General features: G+C 59.3%; 26 protein-coding genes. 14 read left to right on the forward strand and 12 right to left on the reverse strand.

Going from position 1 to position 26,707, the window contains the following annotated elements; translation table 11 throughout:
• Positions 1-185: 185 nt before the first annotated feature.
• From FIV38_RS18610 to rplU, 5 genes are all read right to left on the reverse strand, one after another.
• Positions 186-650 (reverse strand): CreA family protein, encoded by a 465-nt coding sequence (locus FIV38_RS18610; protein WP_092230502.1) that lies wholly within the window; start codon positions 648-650, stop codon positions 186-188.
• A gap of 13 nt (positions 651-663) precedes the next feature.
• Entirely contained in the window at positions 664-1,782 is a 1,119-nt protein-coding gene (proB, locus tag FIV38_RS18615; protein ID WP_057441105.1) for a glutamate 5-kinase, read from the reverse strand.
• A gap of 123 nt (positions 1,783-1,905) precedes the next feature.
• Complete coding sequence (gene cgtA / locus FIV38_RS18620; protein ID WP_092230505.1) at positions 1,906-3,129, reverse strand: Obg family GTPase CgtA; 1,224 nt, start codon at positions 3,127-3,129, stop codon at positions 1,906-1,908.
• A 193-nt stretch (positions 3,130-3,322) separates the two neighbouring features.
• Positions 3,323-3,580: a 50S ribosomal protein L27 gene (gene rpmA / locus FIV38_RS18625; RefSeq protein WP_029292052.1), complete on the reverse strand. Its 258-nt coding sequence runs from the start codon at positions 3,578-3,580 to the stop codon at positions 3,323-3,325.
• Between the two features lie 34 nt (positions 3,581-3,614).
• Positions 3,615-3,929 (reverse strand): 50S ribosomal protein L21, encoded by a 315-nt coding sequence (rplU, locus tag FIV38_RS18630; RefSeq protein ID WP_003176051.1) that lies wholly within the window; start codon positions 3,927-3,929, stop codon positions 3,615-3,617.
• A 377-nt stretch (positions 3,930-4,306) separates the two neighbouring features.
• On the opposite strand from rplU, the gene FIV38_RS18635 reads away from it, so the two are divergent.
• The 3 genes from FIV38_RS18635 to FIV38_RS18650 all read left to right on the forward strand — a co-directional run bounded on the left by FIV38_RS18635 (position 4,307) and on the right by FIV38_RS18650 (position 6,243).
• Positions 4,307-5,275: a polyprenyl synthetase family protein gene (locus tag FIV38_RS18635; protein WP_092230507.1), complete on the forward strand. Its 969-nt coding sequence runs from the start codon at positions 4,307-4,309 to the stop codon at positions 5,273-5,275.
• 172 nt (positions 5,276-5,447) lie between these two features.
• Positions 5,448-5,789: a zinc ribbon domain-containing protein YjdM gene (locus tag FIV38_RS18645; protein WP_029292067.1), complete on the forward strand. Its 342-nt coding sequence runs from the start codon at positions 5,448-5,450 to the stop codon at positions 5,787-5,789.
• A gap of 196 nt (positions 5,790-5,985) precedes the next feature.
• Positions 5,986-6,243 carry a PA4570 family protein gene (locus FIV38_RS18650; protein ID WP_029292069.1) on the forward strand — a complete coding sequence of 86 codons (258 nt, stop codon included), beginning with the start codon at positions 5,986-5,988 and terminating at the stop codon, positions 6,241-6,243.
• 147 nt (positions 6,244-6,390) lie between these two features.
• On the opposite strand, the gene FIV38_RS18655 is transcribed toward FIV38_RS18650, so the two are convergent.
• Positions 6,391-7,008, reverse strand: a complete 618-nt coding sequence (locus FIV38_RS18655) for a BamJ family beta-barrel-assembly machinery protein (RefSeq protein WP_029292071.1) — start codon at positions 7,006-7,008, stop codon at positions 6,391-6,393.
• A gap of 146 nt (positions 7,009-7,154) precedes the next feature.
• Positions 7,155-7,643 (reverse strand): TIGR00645 family protein, encoded by a 489-nt coding sequence (locus FIV38_RS18660; RefSeq protein ID WP_029292073.1) that lies wholly within the window; start codon positions 7,641-7,643, stop codon positions 7,155-7,157.
• Between the two features lie 164 nt (positions 7,644-7,807).
• On the opposite strand from FIV38_RS18660, the gene FIV38_RS18665 reads away from it, so the two are divergent.
• Positions 7,808-9,628, forward strand: a complete 1,821-nt coding sequence (locus FIV38_RS18665) for a hypothetical protein (RefSeq protein ID WP_092230509.1) — start codon at positions 7,808-7,810, stop codon at positions 9,626-9,628.
• A gap of 41 nt (positions 9,629-9,669) precedes the next feature.
• Here the strand turns inward: FIV38_RS18665 and FIV38_RS18670 are convergent, their stop codons facing one another.
• Together FIV38_RS18670 and FIV38_RS18675 are read right to left on the reverse strand one after the other, a co-directional pair.
• Positions 9,670-9,990: a PA4575 family protein gene (locus tag FIV38_RS18670; RefSeq protein ID WP_029292076.1), complete on the reverse strand. Its 321-nt coding sequence runs from the start codon at positions 9,988-9,990 to the stop codon at positions 9,670-9,672.
• A gap of 272 nt (positions 9,991-10,262) precedes the next feature.
• Positions 10,263-12,701: a Lon protease family protein gene (locus tag FIV38_RS18675; RefSeq protein ID WP_029292078.1), complete on the reverse strand. Its 2,439-nt coding sequence runs from the start codon at positions 12,699-12,701 to the stop codon at positions 10,263-10,265.
• Positions 12,702-12,966: 265 nt separating this feature from the next.
• Between FIV38_RS18675 and FIV38_RS18680 the strand changes: the two genes are divergently transcribed.
• The 4 genes from FIV38_RS18680 to FIV38_RS18695 all read left to right on the forward strand — a co-directional run bounded on the left by FIV38_RS18680 (position 12,967) and on the right by FIV38_RS18695 (position 16,355).
• The gene (locus tag FIV38_RS18680) at positions 12,967-13,455 is read left to right on the forward strand and encodes a DUF3015 domain-containing protein (protein WP_029292080.1); all 489 of its coding nucleotides are present in this window, start codon (positions 12,967-12,969) and stop codon (positions 13,453-13,455) included.
• Positions 13,456-13,547: 92 nt separating this feature from the next.
• On the forward strand, positions 13,548-15,401 hold the full coding sequence (locus tag FIV38_RS18685) for an Lnb N-terminal periplasmic domain-containing protein (RefSeq protein WP_092230512.1): 1,854 nt from the start codon (positions 13,548-13,550) through the stop codon (positions 15,399-15,401).
• Positions 15,402-15,563: 162 nt separating this feature from the next.
• On the forward strand, positions 15,564-15,866 hold the full coding sequence (locus tag FIV38_RS18690; protein ID WP_092230514.1) for a chorismate mutase: 303 nt from the start codon (positions 15,564-15,566) through the stop codon (positions 15,864-15,866).
• A gap of 132 nt (positions 15,867-15,998) precedes the next feature.
• Positions 15,999-16,355, forward strand: a complete 357-nt coding sequence (locus FIV38_RS18695; protein ID WP_092230517.1) for a hypothetical protein — start codon at positions 15,999-16,001, stop codon at positions 16,353-16,355.
• Positions 16,356-16,421: 66 nt separating this feature from the next.
• Here FIV38_RS18695 and gdhA read toward each other — a convergent pair whose 3' ends face one another.
• The 3 genes from gdhA to FIV38_RS18710 form a co-directional block, all read right to left on the reverse strand.
• Positions 16,422-17,759, reverse strand: coding sequence for an NADP-specific glutamate dehydrogenase (gene gdhA, locus FIV38_RS18700; protein ID WP_029292088.1), 1,338 nt, complete (start codon positions 17,757-17,759; stop codon positions 16,422-16,424).
• A gap of 349 nt (positions 17,760-18,108) precedes the next feature.
• Positions 18,109-19,773: an energy-dependent translational throttle protein EttA gene (ettA, locus tag FIV38_RS18705; protein WP_029292090.1), complete on the reverse strand. Its 1,665-nt coding sequence runs from the start codon at positions 19,771-19,773 to the stop codon at positions 18,109-18,111.
• Between the two features lie 121 nt (positions 19,774-19,894).
• On the reverse strand, positions 19,895-21,091 hold the full coding sequence (locus tag FIV38_RS18710; RefSeq protein WP_070994152.1) for a benzoate/H(+) symporter BenE family transporter: 1,197 nt from the start codon (positions 21,089-21,091) through the stop codon (positions 19,895-19,897).
• 127 nt (positions 21,092-21,218) lie between these two features.
• On the opposite strand from FIV38_RS18710, the gene FIV38_RS18715 reads away from it, so the two are divergent.
• From FIV38_RS18715 to FIV38_RS18740, 6 genes are all read left to right on the forward strand, one after another.
• The gene (locus tag FIV38_RS18715) at positions 21,219-21,890 is read left to right on the forward strand and encodes a GntR family transcriptional regulator (RefSeq protein WP_029292093.1); all 672 of its coding nucleotides are present in this window, start codon (positions 21,219-21,221) and stop codon (positions 21,888-21,890) included.
• 34 nt (positions 21,891-21,924) lie between these two features.
• Positions 21,925-22,917 (forward strand): class I SAM-dependent methyltransferase, encoded by a 993-nt coding sequence (locus FIV38_RS18720; RefSeq protein WP_029292095.1) that lies wholly within the window; start codon positions 21,925-21,927, stop codon positions 22,915-22,917.
• 65 nt (positions 22,918-22,982) lie between these two features.
• Positions 22,983-23,783 (forward strand): hypothetical protein, encoded by an 801-nt coding sequence (locus tag FIV38_RS18725; RefSeq protein WP_092230520.1) that lies wholly within the window; start codon positions 22,983-22,985, stop codon positions 23,781-23,783.
• Positions 23,784-23,840: 57 nt separating this feature from the next.
• Positions 23,841-24,071: an acyl carrier protein gene (locus tag FIV38_RS18730; protein ID WP_029292099.1), complete on the forward strand. Its 231-nt coding sequence runs from the start codon at positions 23,841-23,843 to the stop codon at positions 24,069-24,071.
• A gap of 11 nt (positions 24,072-24,082) precedes the next feature.
• Complete coding sequence (locus FIV38_RS18735) at positions 24,083-24,931, forward strand: alpha/beta fold hydrolase (protein WP_092230523.1); 849 nt, start codon at positions 24,083-24,085, stop codon at positions 24,929-24,931.
• Positions 24,928-26,703: a non-ribosomal peptide synthetase gene (locus FIV38_RS18740; RefSeq protein WP_139273514.1), complete on the forward strand. Its 1,776-nt coding sequence runs from the start codon at positions 24,928-24,930 to the stop codon at positions 26,701-26,703. The genes FIV38_RS18735 and FIV38_RS18740 overlap by 4 nt, the downstream gene beginning before the upstream one ends.
• Positions 26,704-26,707 lie beyond the last annotated feature (4 nt).

The raw sequence follows: 26,707 nt of genomic DNA on the forward strand, positions 1-26,707 counted from the left end.
CCCAATAAGACGAATGCGTTGTACCAGATACACCGCAGCGGCTGGTTTTGGGGCTGCTTCGCAGCCCAGCGCGGGGCAAGCCCGCTCGCCACAGGAGAGTTCGTCAGTTTCTGAAAGTTGTGTAGATACCTATGGCTATCGCAGGCAAGCCAGCTCCCACATAAAGCAACGCTGCACTGTCAGGCTTATTGCGCACTAGGCCAAGGCAGAATCGGAATCGCCGTCACCGCATTCTGCGGACTGCCTTCGATCAGGCGGTCGCTGTAGACCAGATACACCAGGGTATTGCGCTTCTTATCAAGGAAACGCACCACCTGCATGGTCTTGAACACCAGCGAAGTGCGCTCCTTGAACACTTCGTCGCCATCCTTGAGCTCACCCTTGAAGCGGATCGGCCCGACCTGGCGGCAGGCAATCGACGCTTCGGCGCGATCTTCGGCCAGGCCCAGGCCACCTTTGACACCGCCGGTCTTGGCGCGAGACAAGTAGCAGGTCACGCCGTCAACCTTGGGGTCGTCAAACGCTTCGACGACGATTCGGTCGTTGGGGCCGACAAACTTGAACACCGTCGATACCTGGCCAATCTCTTCAGCCGAAGCCAGCAGCGGCATCACCACCAACAACCCCAGCAACCCCTTCAATACACGCATCGCAGCTTTTCCTTTAAACCAGGATCAGGTTATCGCGGTGAACCAGCTCCGGCTCAGCCATGTAACCCAACAGACCGACAATCGACTCAGACGACTGCCCAATGATTTTCTGCGCCTCAAGGGCGCTGTAGTTGGCCAGGCCACGGGCGATCTCACGACCGTCCGGCGCTACGCACACCACCATTTCACCACGGCGGAAGCTGCCCTGGACCAGCTTGACGCCTACCGGCAACAAGCTCTTGTTACCCTGGGACAACGCCGACACCGCCCCCGCATCCAGTACCAGGGTGCCACGGGTCTGCAGATGGCCGGCCAGCCACTGCTTGCGCGCCGCCAGCATGCCACGCTCGGGCGATAGCAACGTGCCAATGCGCTCGCCAGCCTTGAGGCGATCCAGCACGCGCTCCAGGCGCCCGCCGACGATGATGGTATGGGCACCAGAGCGGGCCGCCAAGCGCGCAGCGCGCAACTTGGTCTGCATGCCACCACGCCCCAGCGCACCACCGACACTGCCGGCCACGGCATCGAGCGCCGGATCATCGGCACGCGCCTCGTAGATCAGCTGGGCGTCCGGGTTATTGCGCGGATCGGCGTCGAACATGCCATCGCGATCCGTGAGGATCACCAGCAGGTCAGCCTCCACCAGGTTGGCCACGAGGGCAGCCAAGGTGTCGTTGTCGCCAAAACGGATCTCGTCGGTCACCACGGTGTCATTCTCGTTGATCACCGGGATCACCTTGAGCTCGACCAGGGCACGCAAGGTGCTACGGGCATTGAGGTAACGCTTGCGGTCAGACAGATCGTCATGGGTCAACAGAATCTGCGCGGTATGGCGCCCGTGCTCGGCGAAGCTGGATTCCCAAGCCTGCACCAACCCCATCTGACCAATCGCCGCAGCAGCCTGCAACTCATGCATCGCGCTGGGTCGCGCGGTCCAGCCAAGGCGGCTCATCCCGGCGGCAACCGCCCCGGACGACACCAGCACCAACTCGACACCCGCCTCATGCAAGGCCACCATCTGTTCAACCCAGACGCTCATGGCTGCGCGATCCAGCCCCTTGCCATCTGCCGTCAGCAGCGCACTTCCGATCTTTACGACCCAGCGTTGCGCACCCGTCACTTTGCTCCGCATCATCTTCAACCTTAGATTGAGGGCCACGCGACCCAGCGCCGCCCATAACGTTATTCGTGACTACCGATTACCAGATACTAAAACGCCGCTCGATTGAGCGGCGCTTAAGTTTATCGCAACAGATCAGTCACGCACGTAAATGATTTCCGGACCATCTTCATCATCCACATCTTCCTCATCCCAATCATCGTCACCGATATCATGGACCGACTTGACGCCACTGCGACGCAGGGCACGCTGGTCATCCAGCGCCTGCAACTGCGCACGCGCCTCGTCTTCGATGCGCTGATCAAGATCCGCCAGCTCGGCCTTGTAGACCGGATCGGCAGCCAGGCGATCGGCACGATCTTCCAGGTAGCGCATGATGTCACGGGTCAGACGCTCAGTGCCTTCTTTGGCAATGGCGGAGATCACGTAGACCGGACCCTCCCACTGCAGGCGGTCAACGATTTCCTTGACCCGCTCTTCGTGCTCTTCTTCGAGGATCTGGTCGCACTTGTTCAACACCAACCAACGGTCACGCTCAGCCAGGGACGGGCTGAACTTGGCCAGTTCGCTGACGATCACTTCGGCAGCATCCGGGGCACTGGTTTCATCCAGCGGCGCCATATCGACGAGGTGCAGTAACAGACGGGTACGGGACAAATGCTTGAGGAAGCGAATCCCCAGGCCCGCGCCATCGGAAGCACCTTCGATCAGACCCGGAATGTCCGCGACCACGAAACTCTTCCAACGATCGACACTGACCACACCCAGGTTCGGCACCAGGGTGGTGAACGGATAATCCGCGACTTTCGGCTTGGCTGCGGACACCGAGCGAATGAAGGTACTTTTACCGGCGTTCGGCAGGCCCAACAGGCCAACATCTGCCAGTACTTTCATTTCCAGCTTCAGGTCACGCTGCTCGCCCGGCTTGCCCGGCGTAGTCTGGCGTGGCGCACGGTTGGTACTGGACTTGAATCGGGTATTACCCAGACCGTGCCAGCCGCCCTGCACAACCATCAGCTTCTGGCCGGCCTTGGTCAGGTCGCCAATCACTTCCTGGGTCGCAGAGTCGATGATCGTGGTGCCGACCGGCACGCGCAGCACCAGGTCCTCACCTTTTTTACCGGTGCAGTCGGTGCTGCCGCCGTTGGAGCCACGCTCGGCATCAAAGTGCCGGGTGTAACGATAGTCCACCAGGGTATTGAGGTTTTCGTCGGCCATCATGTAGATGGAACCGCCATCACCACCATCACCACCGTTCGGACCACCGTTCTCGATGAACTTTTCGCGGCGGAAACTCATGCAACCGTTACCGCCGTCGCCTGCTTTTACTCGGATGGAAACTTCATCAACGAACTTCATAACAAAACGCCTCTCGCCGCACGGACGAGCTTAAGAAACCAAGACATAAGACTCTTGCAAAAATGAGCGCAGCGACCTCAATCAACGACCGCAAATCCAGCGCTTGAGCCCATCACAAACAGCTTTGCAAGAGACTCACCCCACAAACGAAAAAGCCCCGTCGCAAGACAGGGCTTTTCCAGCGAGCTCGCAATTAAGCCGAGACAACGCTCACGTAACGGCGGTTGAACGCGCCTTTTACTTCAAACTTGATCACGCCTTCGATTTTCGCGAAGAGGGTGTGATCTTTACCCATGCCTACACCGTAACCGGCGTGGAATTGGGTGCCGCGCTGACGCACGATGATGTTGCCCGGAATGATTTTCTGGCCGCCATACATCTTAACGCCAAGGCGTTTGGCTTCTGAGTCGCGACCGTTACGGGTACTACCACCAGCTTTTTTGTGTGCCATGAGTCAATTCTCCTAGTGAGGAATTAGGCTGAAATTAAGCCTGAATACCGGTGATTTTGATCTCGGTGTACCACTGGCGGTGGCCCATACGCTTCATGTGGTGCTTACGACGACGGAACTTGATGATGCGGACTTTATCGTGACGACCTTGGGAGATCACTTCAGCCACAACGGTAGCGCCAGCAACAACTGGAGCGCCGATGTTCACGTCATCGCCATTGGCGACCAACAGAACGCGATCAAAAGTAACGGATTCGCCGGTAGCGATTTCCAGTTTTTCGATCTTCAGGTATTCACCTGGGGCGACCTTGTATTGCTTGCCACCAGTAACAATTACTGCGTACGACATGGTATTTCTCCGATAATCCTGCTCACCCAGCGCTTTATAAGAAGAGGTATTGGCTGGCATGGCTGCATGGGATGGACGTCCCGAATGCAATTGCGTAAGGCAGGTGCTGCCCAGGAAGTTCAGGGTGCGCGATTGTACGCAAGCTGTGAAAGGCTTGCAAGTAGCCGCCAGTCGCCGTGAAAGCGTAGCGAGCGAAGGGAAGACAAGGAAAAAACAGGCGAGGAAGCGGAGTTTACTGGTTGTAAATGAGCATTCCGAGCCTGTTTTTGACGCAGGATTACCGAGCGCAGTAGCTTTCACGGTGACTGGACGCGCCTTGACACCCGGGGGCGCGGGTCCTAGCATGCCGCGCAACCCTTCTGGAGCGACTGTCGCTGATGCAACCCCAAGCTTTCTACCGCGCGGTGGCGGACGATTTTAGCGCCGTCGACGACATCATCAAGAAGCAACTGACTTCTAAAGTGCCGCTGGTCTCCAAAATTGGCGACTATATTACGTCGGCCGGCGGTAAACGCCTGCGTCCTTTATTAGTGTTGCTGTGTGGCAAGGCCCTGGGCCGCGAAGGCGATGACCTGCGCCTGCTGGCCGCTACTATCGAGTTCCTGCACACAGCCACCCTGCTGCACGATGACGTGGTCGACATGTCCGGCATGCGCCGTGGTCGCGAGACCGCCAACGCCATGTGGGGCAATGCGCCCAGCGTGTTGGTGGGCGACTTCCTGTATTCGCGCTCGTTCGAAATGATGGTCGAACTGGGCTCGATGCCGGTGATGAAAATCCTGTCCCAGGCCACGCGCATCATCGCTGAAGGCGAAGTGTTGCAGCTGTCCAAGGTGCGTGACGCGAGCACCACCGAAGAAACCTACATGGAAGTGATTCGCGGCAAGACCGCGATGCTCTTCGAAGCCTCGACCCACAGCGCCGCCGCCCTGTGCCAGGCGACTGCCGAACAGGCCGAAGCCCTGCGCACCTTTGGTGACCACCTGGGCGTGGCCTTCCAACTGGTGGACGACCTGCTCGACTATCGCGGCGACGCCGAAACCCTGGGCAAGAACGTCGGTGACGACCTGGCCGAAGGCAAGCCGACCCTGCCGCTGATCTACACCATGCGCGAAGGCACGCCGGAACAGGCGGCACTGGTGCGCAAGGCGATCCAGAAAGGCGGCATCGAGGACCTGGAAAGCATCCGCGCAGCCGTGGAGGCCTCGGGCTCTCTGGAGTACACCGCACAACTGGCGCGCGACTACGTGGCCCGTGCCATCAAGTGCCTGGAAGCCCTCCCCGCCAGCGAATACCGGGACGCCCTGGTGGAGCTGAGTGAGTTTGCGGTAGCCCGTACTCACTAACGCTCTGTGGGAGCTGGCTTGCCTGCAATAGCATCACCTCGGTACCGCTGATAGACCGAGGTGCCTGCATCGCAGGCAAGCCAGCTCCCACATTTAGACCGCAGCGCCCCCGCCCCAGCAAAACCCTATATAATGTGCGACTTTTAGCCATCCTGACTTTCAAGGAGCTTTAGTGAGCACGTTGCCACCCTGCCCAAAATGCAATTCCGAATACACCTATGAAGACGGCGCCCAGCTGATCTGCCCGGAATGCGCCCACGAGTGGTCCGTCGGTGGTGAAGCCGAAGCAGCCAATGATGAAGCCGTGAAGAAAGACTCCGTGGGTAACGTCCTGCAAGACGGTGACACCATCACCGTGATCAAAGACCTCAAGGTCAAGGGCACCTCGCTGGTGGTCAAGGTCGGCACCAAGGTCAAGAACATCCGCCTGTGCGATGGCGACCACGATATCGACTGCAAGATCGACGGTATCGGCCCGATGAAGCTCAAGTCCGAGTTCGTCCGCAAGGTCTGACCTGCCTGCTCCATCCCGCGCCCGCCGCGGGATGGCGTCTCACCCTCCCCGCATCACCTCCCTCCAAGTAGCAAAAAGCCATCCCTTTTGACCTTGCACAATGCCCACACAGAAAAATCAGGAAATTGCCAATAGGGACTTGCTATTCTACGAATAAGAATTATTCTCATTGAAACCTTTCAAGGAGATGCGAACCATGACTTATTTGATTGATGCCTGGCTGGACCGTCCGCACCCTTACCTGCGGATCCTTCATCGGGAAACCGGCGAAGTGTGTGCGGTGCTCGAAGAAGAAGCGCTGAATGAATTGCAGGACCAGGGCGACCTGGACGTCAACGGCCTGAGTTCCAGTGAACCTGGGGTGCTGAAGGAGGTAGTGAGGAATCTGTTTCTGTTCTGCTATGCCCGAGCATTGCGCCCGGTGACAGAGCTGCATGGCAAGTTTCACCCATGAGCAACCCGAAAAGCCCTGATTGCACCGGGCTCATGTGGGAACTGGCTTGCCTGCGATAGCAGCACCTCGGTGTAGCTCAAGACCGAGTCATCTGCATCGCAGGCAAGCGAGCGCCTACACAGAGCCAGGCGCAACCATCAGCAGGTCTTACAGAACGTCGAGCAGCTCGACGTCGAATACCAGAACGCTGTGCGGCGGGATGCTGCCAACGCCTTGTGCGCCGTAAGCCAGTTCGCTCGGCACGTACAGGCGCCATTTGCTACCGGCATTCATCAGTTGCAGGGCTTCGGTCCAGCCAGCGATCACGCCACCCACCGGGAATTCTGCCGGCTGGCCACGCTCGTAGGAGCTGTCGAACACAGTGCCGTCGATCAGGGTGCCATGGTAGTGGGTACGCACCTGGTCTTCACGGGTCGGCTTGGCGCCTTCACCGGCGGTCAGCACTTCAAACTGCAGGCCGGAAGCCAGGGTGGTGATGCCTTCACGCTTGGCGTTTTCAGCCAGGAATGCCAGGCCAGCGCCTGCGGCGGCTTCAGCCTTGGCTGCTGCTTCGGCTTGCATGATGTCGCGGATCACCTTGAAGCTGGCAGCCATTTGCTCTTGGTCAACACGGCTTGGCTTGCCGCCGAACGCGTCGGTCAGGCCAGCCAGGATCGCGTCCAGGCTCACGCCAGGTGGCGGGTTGTCGCGCAGTTGGTCGCCCAACTGACGGCCAATACCGTAGCTGACGCGGGTTTCGTCGGTGGACAGATTAACTTCGGACATGGAAAGGCTCCGCTGTAGGACAACCGCAAAGGCCTGCAAAAGCGCAGTTTCTGCGTGCTATCCAAACTAAAAGGGCGAGCAGACTAGCACACTCGCCCTACGCTTGATGAGCCCAAAATCCCGGGCCAAAAGGCGCCGGGCCTGGATCAATGCTTGGTGACTTTATCCAGGTAACCCATGGCAAACGCCGAGATCACGAAGGTCATGTGAATGATCACGTACCACATCAGGTGCTGTGGATCGACATTCTTGGCATCCATGAAGATACGCAGCAGGTGGATCGAGGAAATCGCCACGATGGATGCCGCCACTTTCATCTTCAGCGACGAAGAGTCCATGGTGCCCAGCCAGTTGAGCTTTTCCTTGTTGTCGTCGATATCCAATTGCGAGACGAAGTTCTCGTAGCCGGAAATCATCACCATCACCAGCAACCCACCCACCAGGGCCATGTCGATCAGCGACAGCAGCACCAGGATCAGCTCCGACTCGGCCATCGCAAAGACATTGGGCAGCAGGTGGATCACTTCCTGGAAGAATTTCAGCGCCAACGCCAGCAGCCCGAGGGACAAGCCGAAATAGATCGGCGCCAGCAGCCAGCGGGAGGCGTACATTGCATTTTCGATAAAGCGTTCCATGGAATCTCACACAGCGTGGCTAGAAATGGCGGCGAGTATATCAGCCACGTACATCGCGCCATAACCACCCGGAAACTGACCTGTAGCGCTTCTGTAAGACTATTTTTCTGCTAGTGTCGGCCTCATCAAAGTGGCTCGATGCTGCCGGACAGGAATCTCAAATAATGGATGTGCGATCTCCCTTGGCCAGTCTTGGCCTGTGTGTGGTATTGCTGGCGGCCAGTGGCTGCTCCCCCAGCGACGAGCACAAGCAAGCCAGTCTCGAAGAAAAAACCGCTCAGTTCGAGCAATCCCTGGACGTCATCCAGGACCCACGCCTCAAGGAGGCCGTAGCCGAACTGGGCGGTTCGCTGCTGCTGCTGGAGCGTGCGCGCATCAAGCTAGACACCAAACCCGTCGAGACCGAGTACGGGGAAAACACCCTGGCCGCGCTTGCGCACTACCCGACGCCACAAGCACTGGTGGATACCTACATCAACGGGCTATTCGTCCTGCGCAAGAACTCGCACTCGGACTACCTGACCGATCTGCAACCGGTGTTCCCGTTCAGCTTCAATATGCCGGACCAATTCCCCTTTCCCCATGGCCTGGAATGGCAATCGGTGACCTTGAGCAACAACAAGATCATCCCATTCCAGCCGGAATGGTCGGAAACCGACCCCGGCATTCAACTGAGCCCCAGCAGCTCCAACCTGACCAACCCGGACGACCTGACCGTCACCTATCCGTTCATCGAAGGCATCGAGACGGACAACAAGAGCCAGCCCCAACCCGTCACGCTCAAGGGCCAGGTCGAGGTCATCGCACCGCGTAAAGTCCTGACCTTCGACCTGACTCGCAAAGACGTGGGCCAGAAACGCAGCGAAGAAAACCTCACCGTTACCCTGCTGGCCCTGGAAAACAACTACGCCGAGATCGAACTGACCAACACCGCGCCCCTGGCGCCGCAAGTAGCGGATGAATCGCCCAACCCGCTGCTGGTCCAGGCCCGCGACACTACGGGGCTGTTTCTTTCCCGCTCCGGCTCAATCAACGAGAGCGCCGCCCAGGTGGCGTTCTACGAGCAGCAACTGGCGCAGATGCGCAAGCAAAAAACCTGGTCCGACGCCTTTGAGAAACAGCTGGGAGACGAGCAGAAAGCCTTTGAACAAAAGCAGGCCAGCCACTACGCCAAGGTCTACTTCAATGGGCAGATCGATAACCTGCAGGTCAGCGTACTGGACTTTTCCCAAGCAACTGTCACCCGCAAGGACCTTGAACTGCCGATCCGGCGCTTCGACAAAAACAGCCTGGAAAAAACCGTGCAGGCCCTGCCCATGCCGGTCACGGTGTATGACGACCAGGCAGCCGACTGGCTGCAAAGCGCCAGCCTCACCGAAGACCAGTTGAAAAGCAGCATCACCATCAGCCAGTCAGTGGAGGACGCCAGCGCCGCCCACATCGCCTTTGACCATCCTTTCACGTTCAATGACGACCTGATCGGCTCGACACGCACCAGCAGCGATGCACCGCTGACGTTCTTTACGGCAAATGATGAAGGCAAGCGCGGCGAGCCCATCGAGTTGCCCACCGAGGCCTTTGAGGTCGACCCATGGCGCGGCACGATTACCTACGATCTGAATTTATTCCCGGAAAACCCAGGGTTTGCCGTGGGATCGATCCCACTGTTCCTCGCCACCATCGAAAAAAGCACCGTCAGCACGGCACAATTGCCCAAGGGCCTGTCGCTCCAGGACAACGCGCTGATTGTCGACCAGGCGCTTTTTCCTTCCGACAGCTGGCGGTTCTTTGCCAAGGACGCCAGCGGCAACTACTTGAAGGAAATCCTCGGCGTCAGCCATCGCGCCCAGGAATACGGCACTGCACTGTTTGATGTGCATTACTTTTATGGCCGGCCGACCGAGCTTGAAACCTACCAACGCACGGCGTTGAACACGGTGCAGTACGGCTTTGAGGTCAAGCTGGACAAACCCGAGACCAAATAACCTGTAGGAGCCGGCAAGCCGGCTCCTACAGGGGTTGCGGGTTACAGGTGCAGGGCGTGGGGCCGGCCGCCGTTGAGCTGGCGCAGATGGGCTTGCAGGTGAATGCACCATATCTGCGGGTCGTCGGCCAGTTCGTAGCCGTGCAGGGTCAGGCTTTGCACGATGGATTCAAGAATGTTTTCCGCGACGAACGGCCCGTGGAACGGCCCTTGGGACTTGATGGTCGAGGGCTGCTCACCGGTCATTCCGGCGGCAAACAGCAACGTCCACATCCCTGCGTCCCCCGCAAGAGGACGAATGGAACATTCAATTCGGGTAACCAGGCCCAGGCACTGGCGGGTGAGGCAAAGGCTGCGCGGCATGGCGGCGACCCTCGGTAGATCCGGTGTTCAGCCTCCAAGTGCAAGGCTGTCTCTATCCCATGACTCCTGTAGATATCCCTTGAGCTGAGAATAGAAGAAAACCGGTACAAACCAAGGTTGTAGGGACCAACGGTGGTTGGCCCCATACAATTGAGCCAAAAATATGGCACCCCCTGTAGGAGCCGACTTGCCGGCGATAGCGCCAAAGCTGCTGGCCTATCAATACCTGACAGACCGCCATCGCCGGCAAGCCGGCTCCTACAACGGATACATCAGGTTGGCTTGGCCTCAGCCAACGCCTGCTGCGCCAGTTCCTTTTCCGCCTCTTTGAGGTCTTCCTCGCTGATCATCTCGGCAATCGCCCGCAGACGCTCAACCACGCGGGCGTTGACGCTACCCTCGGGGAATTGCCCTTCTGCATCCGGCTCACCCGCAGGTTCGCCCACCAACAGGCTCAACGCCTCGTCGGCCTGGCGCACGGCATACACATGGAACTGCCCTGCCCGCACGGCCTGCAAGACCTTCTCATCGAGCATCAACGTCGCGACGTTGGCCTGGGGAATGATCGCGCCCTGCTCGCCCGTCAAGCCACGAGCCTCGCACAGACGGAAGAAGCCTTCGATCTTCTCGTTGACCCCGCCCACCGCCTGCACTTCGCCGAACTGGTTGATCGAGCCGGTGATGGCAAAGCACTGCTTGAGCGGCGTCTTCGACAGCGCCGAAATCAACGTGCAGGCCTCGCCCAACGAGGCACTGTCGCCGTCGACGTAACCGTAGGATTGCTCCAGGGCAATGCTCGCGGAGATCGCCAGGGGGAATTCCTGGGCATAACGGCTGCCCAGGTAACCGGTAAGGATCATCACGCCCTTGGAGTGGATCGGTTGCCCAAGGTTGACCTCGCGCTCGATGTCGACAATGCCGCTACCGCCCGGGTACACCGTGGCGGAAATCCGCGCCGGCACGCCAAACGCCGAATCACCGACCTCGAGCACAGTCAGCCCGTTGCATTTACCCACCGCGGCGCCAGCCGTGTCGATGAGGATGACCCCGGCGAGCATGTCGTCAAGAATCCGCGCAGAGACCCGCCCGGTGCGCGTGGCCTTGGCTTTCAGGGCACGTTCGATATGCCCGGCGTCGGTGCGTTCGTCGCCTGCCAAGTGGCGGATGAAGTCCGCCTCGCTGACCAGTTGGAACAGGTCGCCAATCCGGGCCGACAGGCGTGCCTGGTGCTCCGCCAGGCGAGCGCTGTAGGTCGCCAACCGCGCCACGGCATCCGAGGTCAGCGGTGCCATGCCTTCTTCCGAGGTGCGGGTTTTCAGCAATTGGGCAAATTGCTCCAGGCTCTCATCGACCATCGGGATATCTTCATCGAAATCCACCAGTACCCGGAACATCTCCTGGAAGTCCGGATCCAGGTCTTGCAACGTGTAGTACAGCGAACGGGCGCCGATGATGATGACCTTCACCTGCAATGGAATCACTTGCGGGTTGAGGGTCACGGTGGCCAGGCGGCCCAACTCGCCCAGTGGCGATTCCATCTTCAGCTTGCGTGATTGCAGGGCCCGCTTGAGCGCGTCCCAGACAAACGGCTCGCTGAGCATTTTCTCGGCTTCCAGGATCAGGAAGCCGCCGTTGGCGCGGTGCAGCGCCCCCGGGCGCAGTTGCCGATAGGTGGTGTAAAGCGCGCCCTGGTCGGTGCTGTACTCGATCCGGCCGAACAGGTTGTCGTAGGTCGGGTGCGGCTCGAACACCACGGGTGCGCCGCCATTGAGCGCATGGCCCACTACCAGGCTCGGGCAGTACTGCTCTTCGAGCAGCTTGCGCGCCTGGGCGTCGGTTTTCGCGTCATCCACCAACAACTCGACCACGGTCTTGAGCAGATAGACCTGCATCGCCTGCAGGTAGCCGCAGACGCCGGCGTTCTCGGCGTACTTCTCCGACAACGGCGCCAGCAGTGGCTGCAAGGCCAGGGTGATGGTCTCTTCGTTGAACTGGCGCATCTGGTTGTTGGACTCGCGCTTCCACTGCGGCAGGCTGGCGAGTTCTTCGTTGAGGCGTTCTTCGAGCTCGGAAATATCCGTGTGGAAGCGCTCACGATCGGCTTCCGGCAGTTGCGAGAACTCGGCCTCGTCCAGGGCCTTGCCATCGAGCATCGGGGTAAAGGCGATGTTGGTGCTGTCACGGTACAGCGCCACGTCCTTTTCCAGGGCCAGGCGCTCGATCACGTCCAACGCACGGTCGTAGCGCTGGTTGAAGGCGCGGTCGATGGCGCTTTTGCGCTGCTGATACGTCGGGTGCTCGAACACCGCCGGGAACGTGGCGACCAGGTTGTCGATCAGGCCACTGATATCGGCAATGAACGGGGCCGCGCCGCCTGCAGGCAATTCCAGGGCGCGGGGCTCGCGGGGCTCGTCGAAATTATTGACATAGACCCAGTCTGCCGGGGTCTGCAGGCGCTTGCCTTCGGCCTTGAGGTAGCGTTTGACGAACGAAAAGCGCCCGGTACCGGGCTCACCCATGACAAACACGTTGTAACCGGGGCGTGGCATCGCCACACCGAACTGCAACGCTTCAACCGCGCGTTCCTGGCCAAGCACACCGCGAAAGGGCTCCAAGTCATTGGTGGTCGAGAAGCTGAACTGTTCAGCGGAGAAAGGACGAGTCAGCGCTTCGGGCGCTAGACGCAAGCTGGCAGCAACAGGATCAGGCATCGGGCTTCCTTACATCAGGCGGGGCAATGGCGGCATTCTGGCGCCGTGCGTAGCTGGCTGGCAAGGCACGACTGAGGTAAAGCATAGACACGGGATGCGGCGTGCAAAAAAACCGGTCTGCATTGATTGTTTTACAAAAACCCACGGAACCCTTGGAACATGCCTAAACTCCAAACTGCGCGGGTTGGACTAATAACTGGCCCCTAGGGCGCCGTGAGGCGCCTGAACCCTTGTCCATTGGTTTGCACACTAAGAGAACAAAGCTATGAAACGGATCCTTCTCGGTACTCTCTTCACCGTTGTCTCCCTCAATGCAATGGCCGAAGCGCCAGGTGGCCCGAACTGCGGTTGGGGCAACATGCTGTTCGAAGGCCAGCGCGGCACGCCGGCCCACTTCCTGGCCTCCACCACCAACGGCACCTCCGGTAACGCCACGTTCGGCATGACCTCGGGCACCAACGGTTGCAGCACCAACAGCGCGCTGACTTACGGCGGCAAATCGTGGATTGCCATGAATGGCATGATGAACGAGCTGTCCGAAGACATGGCCAAAGGCAATGGCGAAGCGCTGACCACCTATGCCGTGGTCCTGGGCGTTGCTCCAGAGGATCGTGATCACTTCGCAGCAGTGACTCACGAACACTTCCAGCAGATCTTCAGCAAGGCTGACGTAACCGCAGAAGACGTGCACTCCAACACCATCGCTGTTCTCAAAGGCGATGCCCGCCTGGCGAAATACGCCACCCAGGCTTAAGCTCGACCTGCCCGCGCCCTTATCCGGCGCGGGTTTTGTTTTTTGGACCTGCCCGCTTTGGGTCTTTATTTATTCCGACTTAAGTTGCCCCTATGCTCAAACGCCTTGCCTACCTGGCACTCTTCGCATGCGCCCCGCTATCTGCGGCGCCGCATCTTGATGATCAACGTTTGCAGCAACTGGCCAATGATCCGTTCTGGCTTTCGCTGGGGCACTACGAAGCCGGCAAGATCAGCGGTTGGCGCAGCTATGTCAGCGACCAGAAATTTTTCATCGCCAAAGACGGTGCCCATCACCCGGACGCCGAGCTCAAGGCCACCGTAGAGGCGTTGTACGCCCCGGCCAGCCTTGGCGAAAAACACACCCAATGCGTGTACCCGGCCCGCACCCGCTGGCTCAAAGACCAGTTGCAGCTGAGCGACCTGCCGCCCGTGGACTGCGCCGAGTTCAAGCAATGGTTCAAGGACGTCGCGCCCCACAGCGCGGTGATGATCTTCCCGGCGGCCTATCTCAACAGCCCGTCCTCGATGTTCGGCCATACCTTGCTGCGCATCGACCAGGCCGACGTACAAAGCAACAAGACTGCCCTACTCAGCTACGCGATCAATTTCGGCGCCTACATTGAAGGCTCGGACAACAGCATCCTCTACGCCTGGAAAGGCCTGATGGGCGGTTACCCAGGGCTGTTTGCCCTGGTGCCCTACCAGGAAAAACTCTCGGAATACCGTAGCCTGGAGAACCGCGACCTGTGGGAATACCGCCTGAACCTGACCCAGGTCGAAACCGAGCGCATGGTCGAGCACGTGTGGGAGCTCAAGCAGATCCAGTTCGACTACTTCTTCTTCGATGAAAACTGCTCGTACCGCCTGCTGGAACTGCTGCAAGTGGCGCGCCCCGGCCTGCGCCTGACCGAACAGTTCCCGCTGACTGCCATTCCTACCGACACCGTAAAAGCGGTGAAGGACGCCGGCCTGGTGGAAAAAATCGATTACCGCCCGTCCCGTGAACGGGAGTTGCTGGAGCGCGCCAAGCCCCTGGGCAGCGACGAGCAACAATGGGTGCTGAAGATCAGCGATGACCAGAAACAACTGCAAGACCCAACGTTCAAAAGCCTGGGCAAAGACCGCCAGGCCCTGATCATCGACGCTGCCTACCGCCTTGGCCGCTACCGTGCCAACGGCCTGGAGCGCGACAGCGAGCGCTCCCAGCGCAGTTTCGAGTTGCTGCGGGCAATCAACCAGAACCCGGCGCCCGACCTCCAGATCGATCGCCCTGGCCTGCCGGAAAACGGCCATGAGTCGCGCACCTGGCAAGCAGGCATCGGCACCCGTGGCGACAAGGCCTTCGGCGAATACGGCCTGCGCATGGCTTACCACGACCTCAACGACAACGCCGAAGGCTTCCCCCTGGGCGCGCAGATTGAAATCCTGCAGATGAAACTGCGCCAGTACGAAGGTAACAACTGGCAACTGCAGCAACTGGACCTGGCGACCATCCGCTCCCTGACCCCGCGCAATGAGCTGCTGCAGCCGTTGTCCTGGCAAGTCACCGGCGGCCTTGAGCGAGTACCGGGCAAACATGACGACGAAACCCTGGTCAGCCACGTCAATGGCGGCGCCGGCGGCACCTGGCAACTGCACGACGACATGCTCGGTTTTGCCCTCGGCACCGTGCGCGTGGAACATAACAACGACTTCAGCGAATTCATCTCCCCGGCGGCCGGCTTCAACACTGGTGTCTTGTGGAAAAACCCGCTGGGCAACCTCAGCCTGGAGGCCAAGGGCGACTTCTTCACCAATGGCGAAGTACGCCGTAGTATCAGCCTGAATCAGCAGTGGGAAGTGTCACGTAACCTCGGCGTACGCCTGAGCGCACAACGCGAGTTCAGCCACATGGCCACGCCGGTGAACGAAGTGATGCTGGAAGTGAAGTGGTATCACTATTGACCCGGCGCAAAACCCACTGAAACTCCAGTGTGGGAGCGGGCTTGCCCGCGATGGAGGAGTATCAGTCGCCGGATAGATTGACTGAAGCACCGCTTTCGCGAGCAAGCCCGCTCCCACATTTTTAGTCCGTGTTTACCCCATACCTACAGGAGTTCTAACGACATGGCCGTCACCTGCACCACCCTTGAACAAGTCCGGGAAAACATCGACCGCCTGGACCGCCAGATCGTCGCCCTGCTGGCCGAACGCGGCAGTTTCGTCTCCCAGGCCGCGCGCTTCAAAAAAGACAGCGATGGCGTCAAGGCTCCCCAGCGTGTCGAACAAGTCATCAACAAGGTTCGCGAGCTATCGCACACCCTTGGCGCCAACCCCGACGTCACTGAACAGGTGTACCGGGCGATGATCAGCGCATTCATCCAGCAGGAATTGGCCGAACACGCCGCTCTCACCCAACCCACGACATAACCCCCTGTGGCAAGCGGGCTTGCCACCAAAAATATGTCGTCCAAACAAATAGCTCACCCAGCTTTCACATCTCCCCGACGAATCCCCTTCTAGACTTCCCTTATCAGCCGCTCAACGGCCGGGGAGTATGAGATGTGGCGGTTCGCTGTGATGCTGGGCGTGGTGATGGCGCTTTCAGGGTGCCAGACCACCCACGAGGAGTTGCTGGCCAGGGGTTATCCACCGGCCTTCGCCGACGGTTTTGAGGATGGCTGCGGCAGTGGGCGCCAGGCGGCCGGGGTGATCACTGGGGTGTTTCGCAAGGACGTCCCACGCTATGTGAAGGACCGCACCTACGCCGAAGGCTGGGAGGATGGCTTTCGCCAGTGCAAGGCCATGCGCGAGAGCGAGGACCAGCAGGACTACCGGGAGCGCCACTGGGACGAGCGCGAGCGCGCCTGGCAGCAAGAGAAGGACCGCGACGCCGCACGGGCCTATCGCAGCCAATAACACCTCTGTAGGAACTGGCGTGCCAGCGATGGCAAGCCAGTTCCTACAGTGGATCAGCGTTATGGCTTAGACGATGCCCTGGGCCAGCATTGCATCGGCCACTTTCACAAAGCCCGCGATGTTCGCGCCCTTCACGTAGTTGACCCGGCCATTTTCCTCACCGTAGTGCACACAGGCGTGGTGGATCGATTGCATGATGTTGTGCAGTTTGCTGTCCACTTCACCGGCGGTCCACAGCAGGCGCATGGCGTTTTGCGACATTTCCAGGCCACTCACCGCCACGCCGCCGGCATTGGAGGCTTTGCCCGGTGCGAACAGGATGCCGGCGTCGATAAAGATATCCACAGCCTCGAGGGTGGTCGGCATATTGGCGCCTTCGGCCACGCAGATGCAGCCGTTGCGCAACAGGTGGTGGGCGGCTTCGGCGTCCAGTTCGTTCTGGGTCGCGCATGGCAGGGCGATATCGCAGGCCAGTTCCCACGGGGTCTTGCCGGCGCGGAATTCCAGGCCGAAGCGCGAGGCCAATTCGCTGATGCGCCCGCGCTGTACGTTTTTCAGCTCCAGCAACGCCGACCATTGCTCCTCGGTCAAACCACTTTCGCAATACAGGGTGCCTTCGGAATCGGACAGGGAAATTACTTTGCCGCCCAGGTCCATGACTTTGCGCGCCGCGTACTGCGCGACGTTGCCCGAGCCAGAAACCGCCACGCGCTTGCCTTCGACACGCTGGCCCTGGCGCTTGAGCATTTCTTCAGCGAAGTACACACAGCCAAAACCGGTGGCCTCGGGGCGGATCAGGCTGCCGCCGTAGCTCATGCCCTTACCGGTAAACACCGAGGTGAATTGGTTGCTCAGGCGCTTGTACTGGCCGAACAGAAAGCCGATTTCCCGGGCGCCCACGCCAATGTCGCCAGCGGGTACGTCCACGTCCGCGCCGATATGGCGATACAACTCGCTCATGAACGACTGGCAGAAACGCATGACCTCGGCGTCGCTCTTACCCTTGGGATCAAAGTCCGAGCCGCCCTTGCCGCCGCCCATGGGCAGCGAGGTCAGGGAGTTCTTGAAGGTCTGCTCGAAGGCGAGGAATTTCAGCACCCCGAGGTTGACCGACGGATGGAAGCGCAGGCCGCCTTTATAGGGACCAATGGCGCTGTTCATCTGGATACGGAAACCACGATTGACCTGGACCTTGCCCTGGTCATCGACCCACGATACCCGGAAGGTAATGGCCCGCTCCGGCTCGCAGATGCGCTCGAGGATGCCCGAAGTCAGGTAGTGGGGATTGGCTTCAAGAAAAGGCCACAGGCTGCGTAGGACTTCTTCCACAGCTTGGTGGAATTCCGGCTGGTCCGGGTCGCGTTTTTTGAGGCGGGCAAGGAAGGATTCGACGGATTCGATCATGAAAAGTCTCGGCAGATTTATTGTCGTTAATGGCGAATTGCCCAGGACTTTATCAATTCATGTCGCACCGCGACAGGGCAAAATGTCGCTTTTGTGAATTTAAATGGTGCATTGGATATAAATAACCCTGATTTTCTGCCCCCTAACAGGGATTTCAACTCGGGGAATGCACCAATAGTTAAACCGCTATCGCAGGCAAGCCAGCTCCCACATTTGATCGTGTTGTAGCGCAGGTACTCGATCTAATGTGGGAGCTGGCTTGCCTGCGATGAAGTCACCTCGGCGTACCTGAAATGCGCCCAAAAAAAACGGAGCCCGAAGGCTCCGCTTTTCAAACCACCGACCCGATTCAGGCCAGTTTCTTGTGCCGTACACGATGCGGCTGGGCAGCCGCTTCGCCCAGGCGCTTCTTGCGATCGGCTTCGTACTCGGTGTAGTTGCCTTCGAAGAACACTGCTTGCGAGTCATCTTCGTACGCGAGGATGTGTGTCGCCACGCGGTCAAGGAACCACCGATCGTGAGAGATCACAATCGCGGCGCCCGGGAAGTCCAGCAGGGCTTCTTCCAGGGAACGCAGGGTTTCAACGTCGAGGTCGTTGGACGGTTCGTCGAGCAGCAGGACGTTGCCGCCCTCTTTCAGGGTCAGGGCCAGGTGCAAGCGACCACGCTCACCACCGGACAGGTCCTTGACGAACTTCTGCTGGTCGCCACCCTTGAAGTTGAAGCGGCCGACATAGGTGCGCGACGGGATTTCATAGTTGCCGATGCGGATCTGGTCGGAACCGTCGGAAATCTGCTGGAACACTGTCTTGCTGCCGTCGAGGTCTTCGCGGCTCTGGTCGACGCAGGCCAGTTGCACGGTTTCGCCGACTTCGATGGTGCCCGAATCCGGTTGCTCCTTGCCCATCAGCATGCGGAACAGCGTGGATTTACCCGCACCGTTACCACCGATCACGCCAACGATGGCGCCTTTAGGCATGGAGAACGACAGGTTGTCGATCAGCACGCGGTCGCCATAGCCTTTGCAGACGTTCTTGAACTCGATGACCTTGTCACCCAGGCGCGGACCGGCCGGGATGTAGATTTCGTTGGTCTCGCTGCGCTTCTGGAATTCCTGGGACTGCATTTCCTCGAAGCGTTGCAGACGGGCCTTGGATTTCGACTGACGGGCCTTGGCGCCTTTGCGCACCCACTCCAGCTCGTCTTTCATGGCCTTTTCATGGGCCGACTGCTGCTTGGATTCAGCGGCCAGACGGTCGGACTTGGCTTCCAGCCAACCGGAGTAGTTGCCCTCGTAAGGGATACCCGCGCCACGGTCGAGTTCCAGGATCCAGCCGGCGACGTTGTCCAGGAAGTACCGGTCGTGCGTGATCGCAACCACGGTGCCCGGGAAGTCATGGAGGAAGTGTTCCAGCCAGGCCACGGAGTCGGCGTCCAAGTGGTTGGTCGGTTCGTCGAGCAGCAGCATGTCGGGGGCCGAGAGCAGCAGGCGGCACAAGGCCACGCGGCGCTTTTCACCACCGGACAGGTGCTCGACCTTGGCGTCCCACGCCGGCAGGCGCAGCGCATCAGCGGCGACTTCCAGCTGGCGTTCCAGGTTGTGACCGTCACCGGCCTGCAGGATGGCTTCGAGCTTGGCCTGTTCGGCGGCCAGTTTGTCGAAGTCGGCATCCGGCTCGGCGTAGGCGGCATAGACCTCGTCCAGGCGGGCCTGGGCGTCCTTGATGACGCTGACGGCTTCCTCGACCACTTCACGCACGGTCTTGGACGGATCCAGGATCGGCTCTTGCGGCAGGTAGCCGATGTTCAGTTCGGGCATCGGGCGGGCTTCGCCTTCGAACTCGGTGTCGACGCCAGCCATGATTTTCAGGAGCGTGGACTTACCCGAACCGTTGAGGCCGAGCACACCGATCTTGGCGCCCGGGAAAAAGGACAACGAAATGTTTTTCAGGATTTCCCGCTTCGGTGGAACAACTTTGCCCAACCGATGCATGGTGAAAACGTATTGAGCCAAAATATGGACCTCGTAAAAAGATGAGAACAGGGCCTGCGTAGCGGCATGGCGCTGTACGTAGCACATCGAATGATCAAGGTTAACCTAAGTCAGCGGCGGCGGGCAGGTTGACAGGTGCTTTTCAGCCGCGCTTTTTCCTGCTGTAGGCCAGATAGAACACAAACCCCAGCGCCAACCCCCAAAATGAAGAAGACACATGGAAGAAGTCGGGGAAATACACGGTGATCATCAAGGTGGCGACAGCCGGGTAATAAAGATCACTTTTGAGCGCGTCCCTCAGGGCGTCCGCCAGCGTGCTGAACAATGCCAGTGCAGCCAGCGCCAGCACAACCGCCGAAGGAATGACCGATAACAGGCTCACCAACCCGGCGGCAAAGAACGCCATGACCCAGTAACTGATGCCCGCCGCACAACTGGCGATATACCGCTGCGACTTGTCTTCGCAGGCCAAGGGCCCGGCACACATGGCCGCCGTCAGCGCCGCCAGGTTGAGATTGTGGCAGCCGAACAGGGAGGCACAACTGGTGGCGAATCCGGTGACGAACAGCATCCCGGGGAAATGGCTGGTGTAGCCGTTATTACGCAAAATCAGATAGCCGGGAATATTCTGTGAAAACAACGTGACCACAAACAGTGGGATGGACAGGTTGATAAACGAGGACAAGGTGAAGACCGGCACTACCCACTCAAACGTCAGGGCTGAAGCCTCCACCACCGGTGCCAGCGGTGGCTGGAGCAGGAAATAGGCAAATAGCGCGCAAAGCGTCACCGGCAAGGCGAATAACGGTTTGAAGATAAACAGCACCAACCAAAGGGCGGCCACCACTCCCATGATCAAGGGGTAGCGCTCAAAGGCCGGTACAAACGAGGTGGACAGTGAGAGCAAAACCCCCGCCAGCATCGCCGATGACAGGCTGGCGGGTATTTTTTCAATATAGCGGGCAATGTTCGGTACCACGGCCAGCGCCAGCATCAGTACCCCGGACATGAAAAAGGCACCGACTGCTTCACCAAACCCAACCAGGGGCTGGTTATACCCAAGCAGGATCGCCGACCCCGGTGTCGACCACGCAAACGCGTACGGCTTTCGGGTTAACAAGGAGTAGGCGATCCCCAGCCCTCCCTGAAACAGACACAGGACCGCCAGGGCGCTGACCGCCTGGCTGGGTGAAGCCCCTACGTTGTAAAAACCCTGCAGCACAATAAAAAAAGTACTGATAAACCCTATCAGCGCTGCACTCGCTCCTGTGCTGATCAGGCTCCACCAAGCCACGGGTAGGCCACTGCGCGCACTCCATCGCTTGCTTGAAACACTCATCACCGCCACCTCGCTTGTCGACTTTTCGAGCCGTGACAGGAACAAACTTGCACAATCGAAAATACGATGCTAAACCAATATCCAATGGATATTGGTTGCTTCGTCTGAATAGTAGTGAGTAGTAGATTTGAAAAGCAAACGGCTTAGTGACCTGGGTGAGATTCAACACAGAACAGCAAGCGAGCAGATTGAACAGGTGCTGAAGCAGGCAATCCTGGAGGGCCGGCTCCCTCCCGGAGAGGTGTTGCGCCAAGAGGAGCTGGCGCAGACCTTCAACGTCAGTCGCATGCCGGTTCGAGAAGCGCTGAAGAAACTGGAGGCACAGGCGCTAGTGGATTTCGTGCCTTACAAAGGCGCGATCGTGACGCAGATATCGAAGGCCGATGGCCTTGATAACTACGCGATCCGCCTGGCACTGGAACCGGCCGCCATACGGCAGTCGATTCCCTACTTGACCCACGAAGATCTGCAGATGGCCAGGGACTTGATCCAGCAGATGAATGACGAAACGGAAATGGACCAACTGGGGGTGCTGAACAAGCGTTTTCACATGTGCCTCTACGGGAAGACGCCTCATGCCAAGTTCTTGCAACTGGTCGAGAAACAACTGTCCGTGGAGGATCGTTACCTGCGCTTTCACTTGTCTGCCATGGGCCGTGAGCACATGTCACAGGACGAACACCTGGCGATGGTCGAGGCCGCCACCCACCAGGATCTGGACCGCGCCGAGGAGTTGGTGCGCAAGCACTTGATAAAGGCCGCTATTGCACTGGAAAACTTTTTCGACCGCAAAACTTAAAAGTGAGTGCTTACCGCACAACAAGGAGGTAGTCGTGGTAGAGGTCATTTCAGCAACCGCCGTGGATTCGGCGCAGAACCTGGCTGGAAAGTCGATTTTCCTGGAAATGGGCGCACGTTTGGGCGTTGTCGAGCTGCTGTTGCAAGCAGAGCCCTTCGATGCGCAACAGGTCGTAGACCTGAGCGGCGCCAAGCACCATTTCGTCGTGTCCTACCTCAACGCGCTATGCAAGCTGGGGCTGGCCGCGCCTGGCCCTGACCCCGAAAGCTACAAGGGCACCGCCGAACTGCCAGCGGCGGTGAACAACTGCGGCTACCTGCTGTGGGCCTTGCAGTCCTGCGCGCCGTTGATCGAACACCCTGTGCAGTTCGCCAATGATATGCAGGGTGCTATCGACACCTACGTACGCAATGGTGAGCACGTGGCCAGGACGTCCAAATGGATGGGGGCGACCGACTTTTATCCCCATGCCGAAAAGGAAATCCTGCAAGCCAACCCGCAAAAAATCATTGATTTCGGCTCAGGCACTTGCGGCCTGCTGATCCGCCTGCTTGAGCAACTGCCACAGGCCACGGCAATTGGCATAGACCTGAGTGCCAGCGCTTGCCAGAAAGCCCGGGAAATCATTGAAGGCAAAGGCCTGAGCCAGCGGATCCAGGTGATTCATGCACCGGTTGAAAGCCTTATCAACGATCCGGCCTTGCTCAAGGACGTCGATGTCATTCACGCAGGCTTCGTGTTCCATGACCTGAACCCGACGCAAAGCCAGGTTCTGCCGCGCCTGCTGGCGGCCATCAAGGGCGCATCCCCCCGCGCCAAACTGGTGATTGCGGACGCCATCCCCGACGACACGCCTTGGCAAAACAACGCCTATTCGCTGGCGTTCACGTTTTTACATACCCACTTCATGGATCGACGGTTTCCTTCTGAGCAAGGCTGGCGAGCGCTGCTCGAACAGGCTGGGTTCATGGACGTGACCATCAGTAAACCCGGCCTGTCGGGCAGTCGCCTGATTGTCGGTCACTAAAGCACCACCCTTCCTTTAAAGCAGTAAGGAACCCTATGTCGTAACCAATCCTTGGGAGATCGATCATGCGTATAGAAACCCTTGTGGACCGTGTCAAAACCCATCGCTGCTACAGCCACCCCATCTTCCACAACTGGGCCCGGGTCAACCCCAGAACCGAAGCTATCGGCGCCTTGTTCCACCATATACGCAGCTTTTGCGATGCCACCCGCCCGGGCTGGAACCTGCCTGAAGGCCTGAAGCAGATCGGCCTGCCCACCGAAAGCCATCTGCTGCAGGAAATCGTCGACAGCGAGGAAAACCATGGCCCGGAACTGGCGATGATGGCCGGGCATATCATCAACCGTTCAGTGCCGGGCAAGGCGTTGTTCGACGACCTGTCCGACCAGGCCCATATCGAGTCCATGCTCAAGCGTTGCTCCGACAAGTTGCTCGGCCAACTGCCTGGTTACGACTTTGCCACCGGCCTGATGCCGCAAACCAAAAAAGCCATCCACACCTTTGAAGCACGCAAATCGACGGCGCCCCAGGATGTGTACAAAAGCCTGGGCACCGCGCTGGCCCTGGAGATCATCTCCAATCGCCAACTGATACCCGGAGAAAAAGCCTGCCTGATTGATAGCGGCCTGTACCGCGCCAGCTTCGACGAGCCGGCCATGCACTACCTGCTGGAGCACTACGGTGAAACCGGCGCCGAATGCCAGCACGAACAGAATGCCATCGAAGCCGTAGGGTCAGTCCTCAGCGCCGAGAACAGCACGGCAATCGTCCAGGGCGCCGATGATTTCCTCAATAACCTGGAAGCGTTATGGGACTTGCTGGACGCCACTCTCCTCCAGGCCGAGGATAGCCGCGCCGCGGCCTAAAGCGTACCGACGGGCCGGGCGACCGGCCCCTTTCACCGACCAAACCACAGGTGAACCATGAACCTACAAGCACTCGACACCCTCTTCGAAGAGTTCTTCCGCAGGCCCGTCGCCAATGCCGAGGACATATTCGACCTGGGCGCGAACTCCTTGACGGCCATTCAATTGATCGGCCGGGTCAATGAGGCGTTTGGCGCGAATATCAACATGGAGCAGTTTTTCCTAAAGCCGTGCAAACAAACCATCATCGATCAGTTGCAGCCGGCAACGGCGGCCCATTACGCCTGATGAGGTACGCCATGCACAGCCTGTTCCCCTTGACCCTGAACCTGCCGCGCGCCGGCAAGGTGATCTGTGTACAGAGCCTGCCAATTGATCCGGCCCGGGAGACCTTGCTGCTGTTGTCGCCAGTGGGCACGCAGTGTTTCTACATGAAGAACGCCGCATTGTTTTTCATCAGCCGCTTCAATGTGATCATTCTGGAAAGTGACGCCTTGCTGTCCTATGCCTCCACAGCGCAACTGACACCGAGCGCGGGGGTCAGCGATTTTTTCACGCAGCTGCACACTGCGCTGCCTGAGGGCGTATGCCTGGATGCTCTGGTGGGTTACTGCTCTTCCGCACCTTTGGCGCTGTTGGCCGCGACCCAGGGTGCCTGCCGCAAATTGCTATTGCTCAACGGCGCCTACTTTCTCAGGGGCGATGAAATTGCCAAGAGCCAGTATGAACGCGACGTCGAACGCATGATGCAATCGATCGCGCAGGGGAACTGGGCCCAAGTGTATGAAGCCGTCAGCCTGATCCACACCGCGTGCAGCTATACCCCCAGCGACTACCGCTACCAACAGGTCCGGCCTTTGCGCGAGCTACAGGCCTTTCACCAATACCTGACCTTCCTCAACCACTTGGCGAGCCTGGAAGTGGCGAGCACCGCCCAGGCCGTCAAGACACCCACCCTGGTCTGGTGTGGCAGCAACGATCGCTACACCGACACTGCGTCTTCAAAATACGTGGCGCAGTGGCTGCCTGACTGCCAACTGATCGAAGACCCGGCCGGACATCATCACGACTTTGTCGACGGCCATGAACAGCTGTACCAGGCCATGAGCTGTTTTCTGACCCGCGACACAGCGCAGGCCAGCCGATGAACGCACATAATCGGTCCACGACCCGGGTGTTTCGCAAGTTCCAATCGATTTGCACGGTGACGCCCGACGCGGTCGCGGCTGTCGCTGAAGACGCGTCGATTACCTATCAACAGTTGCATGAGCGAGTACTGGGGCTATGCGAGCAATTGACCCAGCGGGGCCTGGCCGATACCCCATGCCTGCCGCTGGTCGCCAATCGTTGCCTGGACTATCTGGTGACGCTGCTGGCTTGCGCCAAGCTGGGGCTGGCCTATGTTGCCATCGATCCCGGCACCCCCGCCAAGCGCATCGTCGCGCAGCTTGATCAACTGGGCTGCAACCATGTTTTGCTGCTCGACCAGCCCGAAGCAGTCAATTTAGATCCACGCCTGACCCACTTGCGTCTTGACGAAAGCGGCGCCCTTAGCGCCCAAGGTCCAGCCTTTCGCCGGCCCACCCGGCCGTATCCAATGGACATCGATCCGCTCACGGTGATGTTCACCTCCGGCACCACTGGCGTCCCCAAAGGCGTGCTGATTGGCCAGGATGGGCTGCTGAACCTGGTGGAGAACGTACAGCGGCAAGTTCAAGGCCTGGCGCGCAACTATGTTCATCACTCCTCGATCGGCTTTGACGCCGCGTTGTTTGAGGTCTGGGTCCCTTTGCTGACAGGTGCCTGCGTCACCTTGCACAAACCCGCTTTCAATATCGAGACCCTTTGCGAGGCGGTGCAAAAAGCCCGGTGCGACGTGCTGCTGTTGACCACCTCGCTGTTTCATCTGGTGGCGCAGCACCGCCTGCACATGCTCGCCGCAGTGCGGGTGCTGTACGTCGGTGGCGAAGTACTCAAGCCGGTGCATGCCCGGGCGCTGCTGGCGGCCAACCCAGGCATCACCCTCATCAACGGCTACGGCCCGACCGAGAACACCGTGTTTTCCACCTGGCATAGCCTGGGCACACTCAAGGATGCCCAGGCGCAGGTCATCCCGATTGGCCATCTGCTCGGCCAGGTTTACGCCAAAGTCGTCAATGCCGACCTTCGAGAGGTCACACCCGGCACATCCGGCGAGTTGCTCCTCGGCGGACGAAACCTGGCCCTCGGCTATCTGGACGTCGAACTGACCCGCAAGCGTTTCCTGCGCCTGCCAGAAGGTATCTATTACCGTACCGGCGACTATGTGATCGAGGACGAACATGGGGTTTTCCGCTATCAGGGCCGCATCGACGAACAGGTCAAGATCCACGGCTACCGCGTCGAGCTCGCCGAGGTCGAACAGGGGCTGATGCAGTTACCGGGCATCGCCCAAGCGGTGGTGCTGGCCCGCGCCATGAATCCTCTGGAAAGCTGCCTGCATGCCTTCATTGTGTTCCAGCATGGCTGGCCGGATACCGACGAAGGCAAGTTACTGAGCCTGCTATCCAGCCGGCTTCCCCCCTATATGCTGCCATCGCGCATCCATCGGTTGTTCGAACTGCCGGTGACGGCCAATGGCAAGGTGGATAAACGCGCGCTGCAATCACTGGCGGACGAACAGGCCGTTCATATTGCGCCCCACCCTGCAGGCTCCGCGGTGCTGGAAGCCTGGTCCAGCATCCTGGGCACCCGCGACTTGCGGCCTGAAAACTCCATTTATACCTATGGCGCCTCATCCCTGAGCGTCGTCATGGCCCACACGCGAATCAACCAGACCCTTGGCAGAAAAACCCCATTCGATGAAGTCGCCCGGCTGAACACCTTGCAGGAATGGGTGCAGTACTACGTAGCGCATGAAAACCTCAGTAACCTCTCTTAGGAGC

Source organism: Pseudomonas proteolytica, from assembly GCF_007858275.1.
GTDB lineage: Bacteria > Pseudomonadota > Gammaproteobacteria > Pseudomonadales > Pseudomonadaceae > Aquipseudomonas > Aquipseudomonas proteolytica.